Below are 13061 nucleotides of genomic sequence, written 5' to 3'. Positions count from 1 at the left end.
GGTTCCTTCCTTCGAGGTGAGCCATGGCCGAGCGCTACGAGGTCGGCGACCACGCCCGTCCGGACACCACCCCCGGCGAGCGCATCAGCTACCAGGCCGGGCCGGGGACGATCTACGACCCCCGGGAGCCCGGCTACTGGGACGAGGGCCTCCTGAAGACGGAGGTGGAGCGGGCCTTCGAGATCTGCCATGGCTGCCGCATGTGCTTCAAGTACTGCGACAGCTTCCCGGGGCTCTTCGGCCTCCTGGACGCGAAGCACGAGGGCGACGTCCGCGCCCTCAGCGCCGCCGAGCGCGACGGCATCATGGACGACTGCTTCCAGTGCAAGCTCTGCGAGGTGCAGTGCCCGTACACGCCCCGGGAGGGCCACGCCTTCGCCCTGGACTTCCCCAAGCTGGTCCACCGCTACCAGGCCGTGCGCCACCGCCGCGAGGGCTTCAGCCTCCAGGAGCGGGTGCTCGGCAACCCGGACCTGGCGGGCACGATGGCCCGGGCCAGCCTCGGCATGGCCAACGTCATGAACCGCGTGGCCGTCCACCGCTGGTTCATGGACAAGGTGCTGGGCATCCATCCGAAGGCCCACCTGCCCGAATTCGCCTCCGCCACCTTCGAGGCCTGGGCCGGCAAGAGCGGCAAGCTAGCCGCGGACACCGGCCACGAGGCGGTGCTCTTCCAGACCTGCTACGTGCAGCACAACGAGCCCCAGATCGGGAAGGACACCCTGGAGGTGCTGGAGAAGAACGGCTGCCAGGCCAAGTGCGTGGGCGGCCTGGTCTGCTGCGGCATGCCGGCCTGGGAGCACGGTGACCTCGAAACCCTGCGGAAGCAGGCGAAGCAGAACCTCGACGTCCTCATGCCCCACGTGGCGGCGGGCTCCAAGGTGCTGGTCATCAACCCCACCTGCGCCATGATGCTGCGCCGGGAATACCCGGAGCTGCTGGAGGGAGAGGACCGCGAGCGGGCCAAGCAGCTGGCGGAGGCCGTGCGCGACACGGGCGAGTTCCTCTGGAGCATCCGGAACGAGCCCCGGGCCGACTGGAATTTCGAATCCACCCCGGGCCCCATCGCCTACCACGCCCCCTGCCACCTGCGGGCCCAGGCCATCGGCTTCAAGGGCCGCGACCTGCTGCGGAAGATCCCCGGCGTGACGATGGGCACGGTGATGGAGTGCTGCGGCCACGACGGCACCTACGCCATGAAGTCCGACTCCTTCGAGGCCAGCGCCCGCGTCGGGGCCAAGGCCTTCCAGGGCATGCAGGGCCAGGAGGCCGCGGAGGTCTGGGCCACGGAGTGCCCCCTGGCGGGCCTCCAGTTCGAGCAGCACGCCGGGCGCCGCGCCCTCCACCCCATGACCATCCTGGCCCGGGCCTACCGCAGGGACGGCTTCCCCACGCCCGTGCCGCCGAAGCAGGAGCAGCCGTGAGACCCGTCGCCCGCGAGGAGATCCTCGACTTCGTCACCTACGGCGAGCGCCGGGAGGCCCTCCGCGCCTCGGCCATGAAGGCCAAGGACCTGCGCCGGGTCCACGTGGGCGAGCACCTCACCTTCCTCTTCGAGAACCCGGAGACCGTCCGCTACCAGGTGCAGGAGATGGTCCGGGCCGAGCAGCTCGTGCGCGAAGCCGACATCCGCCACGAGCTGGAGACCTACAACGCCCTGCTGGGCGAGGCGGGGGATCTGGGCTGCACCCTCCTCATCGAGATCGACGATCCGGCAGAGCGGACCCGGCTCCTGCGGGCCTGGCGCGGCCTGCCGGGCCAGGTGCTCCTGCTCCTGGCCGACGGCCGCGCCGTGCCCGCCCGCTGGGACGAGGCGCAGATGGACGAGGACCGGCTCTCCTCCGTGCAGTTCCTCCGCTTCCCCGTGGGCGGCGGGGAGCCCGTGGGGATCCAGATCACCTTCCCCGGCCTGGCGGCGGAGGTGCCCTTCTCCCGGGAGACCGCCCGGGCCCTGAAGGAGGACCTGGCGGGCTAGGCCGGGACCTTCCCGGGGCGTTCGCGGAGGCCGTGCACCTCGCGGAACAGGGCCTGGAGGCGGGGCAGGTCCGCTTCCAGGCTGCCGCTGGGATGGAAGACCGGCATGAGGCGGATGGCGTGGGTCCGGAAGTCGAAGCCGATGGGGAAGATGGGCACCCCGGCCTCGACCGCGATCCGGTAGAAGCCCGTCTTCCACTGGCTCACGCCCTTCCGCGTGCCCTCGGGGGCCAGGGCCAGCATGAGGGCCGGGGCCGCCTCGAAGGCCCGGATGCAGCCCTCCACCACGCCGTGGGGGGCGCGCCGGTTCACGGGAATGCCCCCCAGGCGCTCCAGGAAGCCCTTGAAGGGGGCCTTGAAGAGCGTGTGCTTGCCCAGCCAGGAGACCCGCAGGCCGAGGGCCCACACCGCCGCCACACCCAGGGTGAAATCCCAGTTCGAGGTGTGGGGGGCCACGATGGCCACGAACCGGGGCTCCTCGGGGAAGGCGCCCTCGAAGCGCCAGCCGCCCACCCGCAGGTAGGCGTGGCCGAAGGCCCGCCAGAACCAGCCCCGGGCCTGGTGCAGGCCGGGCGGCAGGGCGGGAAGGGAAGGGGGGGGCGGCATGGGCGGTTCCGGGAGAGCAGCCAGACTAACCGGAGTCCGGGGGCGTACGCGAAGCGGGCGCCTTGGTGGAAGCTTAGGCTTTCAGCCCGTCGAAGGTCGGCCTGACTCGGGGCTCCGCCCCTCGGGGCTTTGCCCCCGCCATCGGCTGCGCCGATGCGGTCCTATCCTCCCTTCGCTGCGCTTCGGTCGGATGGTGACTCGGGGCTCCGGCCCTCGGGGCTTTGCCCCCGCCATCGGCTGCGCCGATGCGGTCCTATCCTCCATCCGCTGCGCTGCTGTCGGATGGTCATGGCCCAAAAAAGCGATGAAGCAGAAGGGGCGCCCTGCGGCGCCCCTCCATCGCGGTGGTTCCGATATTACTTGGCGGAAGCATAGGCCTTGAGGCCATCGAACGTGGGCTTCATCGCTTTTTCGCCCTTGTGCCAGTTGGCGGGGCAGACTTCGCCGTGCTCTTCGGTGAAGTCGATGGCGTCGAGGAGGCGCAGGACCTCGTCCACGCTGCGGCCCAGGTCGTTGTGGTTCACGGTGATGTGCTTCAGCTCGCCCTTGGTGTTGATGATGAAGAGGCCGCGCAGGCTGATGCCGGCGGGCAGCAGGACGCCGTAGTCCTGGGCGATGGTCTTGTTCAGGTCGGAGACCAGGGGGAAGCTCACGCCCTGGATGCCGCCCTCCTTGCGGGGGGTGTTGGCCCAGGCCCAGTGGCTGAAGTGGGAGTCCACGCTCACGCCGATGACCTGGGTGTTGCGGGCCTCGAACTCCTTGATGGCGTCGGCGAAGGCCAGGATCTCCGTGGGGCACACGAAGGTGAAATCGAGGGGGTAGAAGAAGAGGACCACCTTCTTGCCCTTGTAGTCGGACAGGGAGATCTCCTTGAACTCGCCGTTGACGAGGGCCTTGGCCTTGAAGTCGGGCGCGGGCTGGGTGACGAATGCGGCCATGGGATTGCCTCCGATCGGGGATCGCCCCGGAATTGTGTGGGAATAAACAGGCTAAGACGGCCCTCCCCGGGCATCAAGCAAAATTCCGACTAAATTGGTAAAGAATAAGGAACCCCGGGGTCCTCTGACGGGTACGCGGCCTCGGAAGGCCAGGGCCCGCGTGCTAGCCTGGACGATTCCGGACCCACGGGGTACTTGCATGCAGCCCATCCAGCTCTCGGTCTTCTCGGAGATCGCCCGCCTCAAGCAGGTGGTGGTCCACGACCCCGGCCCCGAGGTGGACCTCATGGTCCCCGGCATGATGGAGAAGCTCCTCTTCGACGACATCCTCTTCGGCGACCATGCCCGGCAGGAGCACGCCCTCTTCCGCCAGGTGCTGGCCCGGGTGGCGGACGAGGTGCTGGACGTGCAGGACCTCTTCGTGGAGGCCCTGGCGGACGAGGGGGTGAAGCTGGCCTTCATCGAGGACCTGCGCCGCCTGGCGGGCCTTCCCGACGAAACCTGCAACCTGCTGCGGGACATGCCTTCGGCCCAGGCGGCCCGCAGCGTCATCACGGGCGTGCCCTGGGACGACATGCCCAGCCACACCCCCTGGGAGCAGGAGTTCGACTACCGGCTGCGGCCCATCCCCAACCTGCTGTTCATGCGGGACCCGGCCTCGGTCATCGGCGACGGCTACAGCGTGAACGCCATGGCCACCTGGGCCCGGGAGCGGGAGCCGCTCATCCTCAGCACCATCTTCCGGCACCACCCGCGCCTGCGGCACCTCACGGACCAGGACAAGTGGTTCGACCAGGTGAACCCCCTCATCCGGGGCGAGATCAAGGCCCCGGTGAGCCTGGAGGGCGGCGACATCCTCGTGGTGTCCGACAAGGTGCTGGTGGTGGGCTGCTCCGAGCGCAGCACCACGGACGCCATCACCTGCCTGGCCGAGAGCCTGCGGGCGGACCACGTGGCGGGGGAGGGGCGCTTCGAGCACCTGGTCATGGTGCTCATGCCCAAGAAGCGCGCCGCCATGCACCTGGACACCATCTTCACCCGCATCAGCGAGGACGAGTGCCTGGTCTACCCGCCCTACTTCACGGACGGCAGCCGGGAGCTGCTGAACGTGGTGGTGATGGACCTCCGCCACCAGGAGCTCCGCTTCACCACCCAGCCCAACCTGCTGGCGGCCCTGAAGGGCCTGGGCATCGACCTCCGGCCCATCTTCTGCGGGGGCCAGGACTACATCCGGCAGCAGCGGGAGCAGTGGACGGACGGCGCCAACGCCTTCGCCCTGGCCCCCGGGGTCATCACCAGCTACCGCCGGAACCTGGCCACGGCCGACGAGCTGGCCAAGGCCGGCTACCGGGTGCTCACGGAACGGCAGCTCCTGGCCGATGCGTCCCTCGACCTGCTGGACGGGAGGAAATACCTCATCCAGATCGAGAGCGCCGAGCTGAGCCGGGCCCGGGGCGGCCCGCGGTGCATGACCATGCCCCTCTCCCGCACCGGACGTTGATATCCAAGTAAAGCAAACAGGGGTCTAGAAGCACGACCGCCCTTTGCTGCTAGACTTCCCCTTCGCGCCTCGAACCTTCGAGGCGCCCCTTTTTTTTGGGACCCCGCCCTTGGCCACCCGCATCCCCGAGACCGCCCCGACCCTCCGGCACCGCCTGGAGTACGGGGTCTTCCGGGCGCTGGACGGGGTGCTGGGCCACCTGCCCTGGGCCACGGTCCAGACGATCGGCGAGGCCGCCGGGCTGGCCTTCTACTGGGCGGACCCCCGGCACCGCCGCATCGTGCGGGAGAACCTCCGCTTCGCGGACCTGGGCCTGGACGAGGCCGGCACCCGGGCCCTCTCCCGGGCCTGCTTCAAGCACTTCGGCGCCCTCTTCGTGGGCCTGCTGCGCCTGCGCCGGGCCACCCCCGAGGAGCTGGACCGCTGGGTCAAGGTCGAGGGCCTGGAACACTTCGACGCGGTGAAGGCCCGGGGGAAGGGCTTCATCCAGCTCACGGGCCACTACGGGAACTGGGAGGCCATCGCCCTGGGCCAGAGCCGCCTGGGGCGGACCCTGGCCGTCATCGGCCGCGAGCTGGACAACCCGCTGCTGGAGCCGGTCTCCCTGGCCTTCCGCACCCGCTTCGGCAACCGCGTGATCCTCAAGGACGGGGCCATGCGGGAGACCCTCAAGGCCCTCAAGGCCGGCGAGGGCGTGGGCTTCCTGCTGGACCAGGACGCCCTCACCATGGGCCTCTGGGTGAAGTTCCTGGGCCAGTGGGCCTCCACCTTTGGCACGGCCGGGGGCCTGGCCGCCCGGTACGGCCTGCCGGTGCTGCCGGTCTTCAGCTGGCCCAACGGGGACGGCACCTTTACCGTCCGCTTCGAGCCGCCCTTCGAGGTGCCCGTCACGGGCGACGCCGCCCGGGATGCCTGGGTGGCCACCCAGCTCATGACCGCCCGGATCGAGGCCCAGATCCGGAAGGACCCCCGCTGGTGGTTCTGGATGCACCGCCGCTTCAAGACCCGGCCCGGCGAGGGGAATCCCCTGCCGGCTCCGCTCCCGCCCTCAGACTGGCTAGAATCGTTGTCTTCTCCCACCTTGTAACCGGGTCCCCGACCCTTCCTTTTTCCGGAAGTCCCATGCCCAAGCACGTCCTCGTCAAGCTCGAGAAGGAACTCAAGGACATCAAGCAGGCCCTCCTGGTGGACATCCCCCAGGAGATCGCCCGGGCCGCCGGCCAGGGCGACCTGTCCGAGAACGCCGAGTACGAGCAGGCCCTCGCCAAGCGCGACATGTTCCAGAACAAGATGGTGACGCTGGAGAAGCGCATCGCCGAGGTGGCCAGCCTCGACATCAGCCGCCTGCCCAAGACCCGCGTGGCCTACGGTTCCGAAGTCACCATCCTGGACCTGGATTCCGAAGAGGAGTTCACCTACAAGCTGGTGCTGCCGGAGGAGCTCGACGGGCACGCCCACCACCTCAGCATCAGCTCCCCCATCGGCTCGGCCCTGGTGGGCCAGGAAGAGGGCAGCGAGGTGCGCGTCCAGATTCCCGCCGGCATCCGGCGCTTCGAGATCCTGGAACTGAAGACCATCCACGATGTAGCCTAGGGCGTCCCCAGGAGGGGGTTCAGTGAATAAATACAAGCGCGACCAGAAATGCTCCTTCTGCGGCAAGGAGCCCCACGAGGTGGAGCAGCTCCTGGCCGGGCCGGAGGCCTTCATCTGCAACGAGTGCCTGGAGGCGGGGCAGCTGCAGCTGCGCATGAGCCGCCAGGGCAAGCCCCTGGGCAAGCACGAGGCCCGCCTGAGCCGCCCCAAGGAGATCAAGGCCTTCCTGGACGACTACGTCATCGGCCAGGAGGCCGCCAAGAAGCGCCTGTCCGTCGCCGTCTACAACCACTACAAGCGCATCCTCAGCCCCCGGAAGGCCCTGGGGTCGGGCGAGGTGGAGCTGTCCAAGAGCAACATCCTGCTCCTGGGCCCCACGGGCACCGGCAAGACGCTGCTGGCCCAGACCCTGGCCCGCTTCCTGGACGTGCCCCTGGCCATGGCCGACGCCACCACGCTGACCGAGGCCGGCTACGTGGGCGAGGACGTGGAGAACATCCTCACCAAGCTGCTCCAGGCCGCCAACTACGACGTGGAGCGGGCCCAGCGGGGCATCGTCTTCATCGACGAGATCGACAAGATCGGCCGGAAGAGCGAGAACCCCAGCATCACCCGCGACGTGAGCGGCGAGGGCGTGCAGCAGGCCCTGCTCAAGCTGGTGGAGGGCACCGTGGCCAACGTGCCGCCCCAGGGCGGCCGGAAGCACCCCCACCAGGAGTTCATCCAGCTGGACACGAGCAACATCCTGTTCATCTGCGGCGGCGCCTTCGTGGGCATCGAGGACATCATCAAGCAGCGCATCCGCGCCAAGGCCGTGGGCTTCGGCGCCAAGCCCTCCTCCAAGGGCGACAAGGACCACATGCTGGGCCTCGTGGAGCCCGAGGACATCATCAAGTTCGGCCTCATCCCCGAGCTGGTGGGCCGCCTGCCCGTGGTGGCGGGCCTCACCCCCCTGGACCGGGAGGCCCTCGTGGCCATCCTCACCCAGCCCAAGAACGCGGTCACCAAGCAGTTCGTGAAGCTGTTCGACATGGACGACGTGGACCTGAGCTTCGAGGAGGGCGCCCTGGAGGCCATCGCCGACCAGGCCCTCACCCGCAAGCTGGGCGCCCGCGGCCTCCGCAGCCTGGTGGAGCAGATCCTCCTGGAGCCCATGTACGAGCTGCCCTCGGACAAGCGAACCACCCGCGAGACCCTGCGCATCACCCGCCAGAAGGTGGAGGAGGTCCTGGGCCTGCCCAGCTCCCCCATCTCCGCCGCGGGCTGAGCATCAGGGCCTGAAAGGCTCACCACGAAGGGTACGAAGCAGGACACCAAGCCCACGAATCAGGGCCTGGGCTGGCCCGCCTTCCTTCGTGCCCTTCGTGGAGTCCTTTCTTCTTCGGGGCTAGAACGCGACGTGGAGCCCCACCGACACGCTGGACCGGGGCTCGAGCTGGAGGCCGTTCACGCGCTGGTGGACGGGTACCTGGACGAAGGCGTAGGCCTGGACGCCGCGGCCCAGGTCCGCGGTGAGGCCGGGGCTGAGGTACACCAGGGTGGCGCCGCTGTTGGCCACGTCCGCCGCCGCGCCGGACTCCCGCTGCTCCGCCCGGACGTTCAGCTGGAGCTGGGGCGTCAGGGGGCCGAGGCCCCCGTAGCGCAGGCCCGCGTTGGCGTTCACGGCCCGCCCCGGTCGGAAGCCCTCCCGGCTGGCGAGGGGCAGCTGGAGCAGGGCCTGGGCGAACCAGCCCCAGGCCAGGCCGAGATCGCCGAACTTGTAGAGGCCCAGCAGCAGGTCCGTGGTGCCCGTGCCGGGCTGGAGCCCCCGGTCGACGGGCTCCCCGGCTTGGGGGCCGGAGCCGAAGGGGTCGTGGTACCGGCCGGTGGGGAGCTTCAGCCCCGCCTGCACGCCGAGGGAGAAGTCGTCCAGGAAGCCCTGGTAGCGGCCCACCAGACGGACATCCCCGAGGCCCGTGCTCCGCGAGAAGGAGGGATCCACGTCGCCGGCGGCCACCGTCTCGTGGTTCCGCCAGTAGGCCGGCGCCTGGAGGCTCAGGCCCCAGGCCGCGCTGGGGCTCCAGTCCAGGGTCAGCGTGAGGTTCCGGTTGGCGGTGCTCCGCTGCACCTCCTGCTCGTTCGGCAGGGGCAGGGAGGCGGGATCCACGGCCCCGGTCCCCGACCGCAGCTGGTCCTGGGTGAAGGCGTCGTAGCGGAGGTCGAAGCGGAGCCCCGGGCGGGTGGCGATGCCCTGGCTGGCCCAGTCCCCGTTGAGCGTGCAGCCGCAGGCCCCGCAGGCTTCGGCCGGGGCGGCCGTCAGGAGAAGGGCGAGGAGGGCCAGGGCGGGGCGGGGACGGATCACGGGGGCCTCAAGGTTGTCAGGACAGGAGTAGCGCGGACGGGGCCGGCTCCGCCTGCGTCAAAGGGTCGCAGGCCGGACGCTCACCGCAGGGGCCGCCGCCGGGCGGCCTTGCGCTGCAGGGACCGGCGGTGCATCCCCAGGCGCCGGGCGGCCTCGGAGAGGTTGCCGTTGCAGTCGCCCAGGACCCGCTGGATGTGCTCCCACTCGACGCGCGCCAGGGAGGGCGTCTCGCCCGGGGCCGCGGGGGCCTCGGCGAGCTCGGGGGCCTGGAAGGCGGCCAGGATCTCGTCCACGTCGGCGGGCTTGGTGAGGTAGTGGACGGCCCCCAGGCGGACCGCCGAGAGGGCGGTGGCGATGCTGCCGTAGCCCGTGAGCACCACGATGCGGGTGGTGGCGTCGAGGGCGTGCAGGGCCTGCACCAGGTCCAGGCCCGAGCCCCCGGGCATCCGCAGGTCCACCAGGGCGTACTCGGGGGTCTCCTCCCGCGCCCGGGCCAGGGCCTCCTCCGCGCAGGCGGCGGGCCAGACGTCCAGGCCGCGCGCTTCCAGGGCCTGGGCCAGCCGTCCCCGGAAGACGGCGTCGTCGTCCACCAGCAGGATGGAGGGCAGGGCTTCAGCCATGGGGTGCCTCCGGCCAGGCGAGGTCGACGGTGGTGCCTCGGCCCTGGGCGGAATCCAGGGTCAGGGTGCCGCCCAGCTCCTCGGCGAAGGTGCGGGCGAGGAAGAGGCCCAGGCCCATGCCCCCGCCCGGCGGCTTGGTGGTGAAGAAGGGCTCGCCGGCGCGGGCGAGCACCTCCGGGGACATGCCCACGCCCTGGTCCTGGATCCGGATGCGCCAGCCCCCGTCGGTGCCTTCGGCGGACAGGCTCACGCGGCCCTGGGCGGAGGTGGCTTCGAAGGCGTTGCCCAGGAGCGCCCGCAGGGTCCGGAGGAGGCCCTCCCGGGGCACGGGGCCGCTGGCGCCCGGGGGCAGGCGGAGGTCCAGGCGCGCCTGTTCCGCGGGGCCGAGGGCCGCCCTCAGGGCCGAGGCCAGTTCCTCCCAGGCGAGGGGTTCGGGCTGTTCCCCCGGGGGGGAACCCGCCGGGCCAGCCATCTGGTCCAGGATCCGCCGGCACCGGTCCGCCTCCTGGCGGATGAGGGCCGCGTCCTGGCCCACGGCGAAGCCGTCGGCCCCCAGCCGCTCCGCGGTCCGCTGCAGCTCCTTGGCGGCCACGGCGATGGTGCCCAGGGGCGTGCCCAGCTCGTGGGCGACGCCGGCGGCCAGGGTGGTGAGGGCAGCCAGCCGCGTCTGGCGGGCCGCCAGATCGCGCAGGGCCGTGAGTTCGGCCTCGCGCTGGCGAAGCGCGTCCGTCACCCGGCCCACGAAGGCCGCGATGAGCGTGGCGGTGACGGCGAAGGCCAGCCACATGCCCAGCAGGTGCAGGGAGAACCCGCCCCCGCGGTGGGCCATGTGGCTGAGGGACTCCACGGGCACGTGCCAGAAGAACAGGAGCCCGAAGCCGAGGGTGGACAGGAGGCCCAGGGCCCAGGCCCAGGCGCCCCGCATGACCACGGCGGCCAGGGTGACGTGCACGAGGTAGATGGCGGTAAAGGGGTTCGAGGGGCCGCCGCTGAAGTAGAGGAGCCCCGTGAGCAGGAAGATGTCCAGGCCGAGCATCAGGCCCGGGAGGGAGGCGGTGGCGGGGCCCCCGCCCCGGAGCCGGCGGGCCAGGAACAGGTTGCTCAGGGCGCCGATGGCCACCAGCGCGAAGAGGGGGCCCAGGGGCAGCTCGTCCTCGAGGACCCACACCGCCCCCAGGATGGTGGCCGCCTGCATCACCGCCGTGATCCAGCGGAAGCGGACCAGCCAGGAGAGGGAGCCGCCCGACAAGGGCTCATGCGGAGGGGGCATGGGGCTAGGGTAACCGCGCCACATGGGGGGGCTCAGCCGAAGGTGAGCGTGAGCTTCAGCCAGGCCATCCGCCCGGGCTCGTTCACCCGGAGGGACTGGAGGACGAAGCCGGGGACGGTCGTCGCGTTGCGGCTGAGGTGCTCCGCGTAGGCGCGGTTGAAGAGGTTGTCCACGCCCGCGGTGACGAGGAGGCCCCGGCGGGGACGCCAGCCGCCGTTGAGCGAGACCACGGCGAAGCCGCCCGTGGGGCCCAGGTCCTGGCCCACGATGTTGCCCTGGTTCACGGCCACGCGGTCCTGCCGGGCCGCGGCCCGGAGGAGCCCGCCCACGGACCACGCGCCGGTGTCCCAGGTCAGGCCCAGCCGGGCCTCCAGGGGCGGCATCTGGGCCAGGGGCCGGTGGTCGGTGTCGTTGGATCCGTGGACGTAGGCCAGGCTCCCCTCGGCCTTGAGGCGGGCCGTCACGGCCAGGGTGGCGGCGGCCTCCCCGCCCCAGGTGGTGGCGTCCACGTTGCGGGCCACGGTGGCCATGCGGGTGGCGCCGCCCATGGCCGGCTTGGGCACGTTGGACTGGATGAGGATGAAGTCCCGCACCTCGCCGTAGAAGGCGGAGAACGAGGCCCGGAGCGCGCCGGTCTGCTTCACCAGGCCCAGGTCCAGCTGCGTCGTGCGCTCGGGGCGCGTGCCGAAGGCGCTCACAGACGCGAGGCTCTCCTTGCTGATGGCCTCCCAGTAGTCGGGGAAGCGCTCCGCGTGGCCGAGGCCGGCGTAGAGGGTCATGGCACCGTCGGCCACGTCCCGTTCGTAGCGGGCGAAGCCGCTTTCCAGGGTCGTGTCCCGGCGCTGGCCCGCCGTGGGATCGGGCGCGCTGGCCATCATGGTGAGCTGCACCTGGCTCCGCCGGTCCTCGGCGTGCCAGCGGTCCGCGCGGAAGCCCGCCACCAGCCGGTCCGCGGGCGTGAAGGCGTGGGTCAGCTCCCCGAAGAGGCCGATGCTGCGGAAGAAGGCGTCGTCCAGGCGGGGCAGGGTCTCCTCGGGCCGCGACCACTGGCGCAGGCTCATGCGGAAGGTGTGCCGGTTGGCCTGGACGTCGCCGCCGAGGACGACCTGGGTGGCCTCCGCCAGGCGGAGGGTGGCCGCCACCCGCCCCCCCTCGGTGGTGCGGCCGGGATTCATGGCCGCCGGTTCCGGCGCCATGGGCGTGGGCGTGAACGTGCGCAGCGTGGCGTTGTCCATCACGTGGTCCACGTCGTTCCGGTACAGCTGGACCTCCAGGCGATCCAGGAGGGGCGAGAGGTGCCGCTGATCGTAGGTCAGGCCCAGGTTCTCGCGGAGGAACTTCGCGCCGTCCATGCTGCGGTCGGCGTAGGCGGCCCGGCCGTCGCTGCGGCTGCCGGACAGCTCCAGGCGCGTGTCGTCGTCCGGCGTCCAACCCGCGGCACCGAAGGCGCTCCAGCGGGTGTAGCCGGAATGGACGGCGTTCCCGTTCCCGTCCCGGTAGTCGCCCAGGTGGGAACGGGTGCCCGCGCCGCGGACGTAGACCTCCGGCGTGCCGCCCGTGGCGTCCAGCACCTCGTCATTGCGGCCCCAGCTGCCGCCCAGGAGGCTGGCGGTGCCCCGCCAGCCCGGCCGGGCCAGGCGGGCGCTGGTCCGCTCGAACAGCACGGTGCCGGCGGAATTGCCGGGGCCGTAGAGGACGGTCTGGGGCCCCTTGATGACCGTGATGCGGTCGAAGGACTCGGGAAACACGTAGGCCGTGGGCGGATCCATGCGGGCGCCACAGCCGCCGAGGACCTGCTCGCCATTCACCAGCAGGTTCAGGCGGGAGCCGGCCATGCCGCGCAGCACCGGATCGCCGTCCGTGCCGCCCTTCCGGATGACGGCGAAGCCGGGGATGGTCTTCAGGTACTCGGCGCCGTCGTGGGCCGGGACGGGCTGCCGGGGGGCCTTGGGGTCCGTGACCGTCACCAGGGGCTCCTGGGGCAGGGGCGCGGCCACTTCCACGACAGCGGAGGGCACGGGGCGGGCCTTCTCCGGGGTGGGACCCTCGGCCTCCCCGGCGGCGAGGCGGGGCAGGGCGCAGAGGAGCAGGGCGGCGCGGGAGAAGGCGGGATGCGTCACGGGGGTGGCCTTTCAGGGGGCGTGGGCGGGGCACCGGCGGGCCCTGGGGCGGGCCGGGAAGATCACCTGCGGGTCGGGTTCCACGGGCCCTCCAGCGA

The 13061-nt window shown here is 71.3% G+C and carries 12 protein-coding genes; 6 read left to right on the top strand and 6 right to left on the bottom strand.

What is annotated here, in order from left to right; all coding sequences use genetic code 11:
* Positions 1 to 23: 23 nt before the first annotated feature.
* Both QSJ33_RS10435 and QSJ33_RS10430 read left to right on the top strand, forming a co-directional pair.
* The gene (locus QSJ33_RS10435; RefSeq protein WP_285725629.1) at positions 24 to 1424 is read left to right on the top strand and encodes a heterodisulfide reductase-related iron-sulfur binding cluster; all 1401 of its coding nucleotides are present in this window, start codon (positions 24 to 26) and stop codon (positions 1422 to 1424) included.
* A complete protein-coding gene (locus QSJ33_RS10430; RefSeq protein ID WP_285725622.1) occupies positions 1421 to 1975 on the top strand; it encodes a DUF3501 family protein in 555 nt (184 codons plus the stop codon). Before QSJ33_RS10435 ends, QSJ33_RS10430 begins: the two co-directional genes overlap by 4 nt.
* Here the strand turns inward: QSJ33_RS10430 and QSJ33_RS10425 are convergent.
* Both QSJ33_RS10425 and QSJ33_RS10420 read right to left on the bottom strand, forming a co-directional pair.
* The gene (locus QSJ33_RS10425) at positions 1972 to 2580 is read right to left on the bottom strand and encodes a 1-acyl-sn-glycerol-3-phosphate acyltransferase (RefSeq protein ID WP_285725613.1); all 609 of its coding nucleotides are present in this window, start codon (positions 2578 to 2580) and stop codon (positions 1972 to 1974) included. The two genes, QSJ33_RS10430 and QSJ33_RS10425, sit on opposite strands and share 4 nt — an antisense overlap.
* 356 nt (positions 2581 to 2936) lie before the next feature.
* The gene (locus tag QSJ33_RS10420; RefSeq protein ID WP_285725605.1) at positions 2937 to 3518 is read right to left on the bottom strand and encodes a peroxiredoxin; all 582 of its coding nucleotides are present in this window, start codon (positions 3516 to 3518) and stop codon (positions 2937 to 2939) included.
* A gap of 199 nt (positions 3519 to 3717) precedes the next feature.
* Here QSJ33_RS10420 and QSJ33_RS10415 point away from each other — a divergent pair, with 199 nt between their 5' ends.
* The 4 genes from QSJ33_RS10415 (at position 3718) to clpX (ending at position 7879) form a co-directional block, all read left to right on the top strand.
* Positions 3718 to 5019, top strand: a complete 1302-nt coding sequence (locus QSJ33_RS10415) for an arginine deiminase (protein WP_285725594.1) — start codon at positions 3718 to 3720, stop codon at positions 5017 to 5019.
* A 109-nt stretch (positions 5020 to 5128) separates the two neighbouring features.
* Positions 5129 to 6106 carry a lysophospholipid acyltransferase family protein gene (locus QSJ33_RS10410; protein ID WP_285725573.1) on the top strand — a complete coding sequence of 326 codons (978 nt, stop codon included), beginning with the start codon at positions 5129 to 5131 and terminating at the stop codon, positions 6104 to 6106.
* 35 nt (positions 6107 to 6141) lie between these two features.
* A complete protein-coding gene (locus QSJ33_RS10405; protein WP_285725565.1) occupies positions 6142 to 6612 on the top strand; it encodes a GreA/GreB family elongation factor in 471 nt (156 codons plus the stop codon).
* A gap of 22 nt (positions 6613 to 6634) precedes the next feature.
* A complete protein-coding gene (gene clpX / locus QSJ33_RS10400; protein WP_285725558.1) occupies positions 6635 to 7879 on the top strand; it encodes an ATP-dependent Clp protease ATP-binding subunit ClpX in 1245 nt (414 codons plus the stop codon).
* A gap of 120 nt (positions 7880 to 7999) precedes the next feature.
* Here clpX and QSJ33_RS10395 read toward each other — a convergent pair whose 3' ends face one another.
* The 4 genes from QSJ33_RS10395 to QSJ33_RS10380 form a co-directional block, all read right to left on the bottom strand.
* Complete coding sequence (locus QSJ33_RS10395; RefSeq protein ID WP_285725550.1) at positions 8000 to 8953, bottom strand: hypothetical protein; 954 nt, start codon at positions 8951 to 8953, stop codon at positions 8000 to 8002.
* Between the two features lie 80 nt (positions 8954 to 9033).
* Complete coding sequence (locus QSJ33_RS10390; RefSeq protein WP_285725542.1) at positions 9034 to 9573, bottom strand: response regulator transcription factor; 540 nt, start codon at positions 9571 to 9573, stop codon at positions 9034 to 9036.
* Complete coding sequence (locus QSJ33_RS10385; protein ID WP_285725534.1) at positions 9566 to 10843, bottom strand: ATP-binding protein; 1278 nt, start codon at positions 10841 to 10843, stop codon at positions 9566 to 9568. Before QSJ33_RS10385 ends, QSJ33_RS10390 begins: the two co-directional genes overlap by 8 nt.
* A 32-nt stretch (positions 10844 to 10875) precedes the next feature.
* On the bottom strand, positions 10876 to 12963 hold the full coding sequence (locus QSJ33_RS10380; protein ID WP_285725526.1) for a TonB-dependent copper receptor: 2088 nt from the start codon (positions 12961 to 12963) through the stop codon (positions 10876 to 10878).
* Positions 12964 to 13061: the final 98 nt, after the last annotated feature.

Source organism: Geothrix rubra, assembly GCF_030268065.1.
GTDB classification, from domain to species: domain Bacteria; phylum Acidobacteriota; class Holophagae; order Holophagales; family Holophagaceae; genus Geothrix; species Geothrix rubra.
This window is presented reverse-complemented; position numbering and strand designations above follow the sequence as displayed.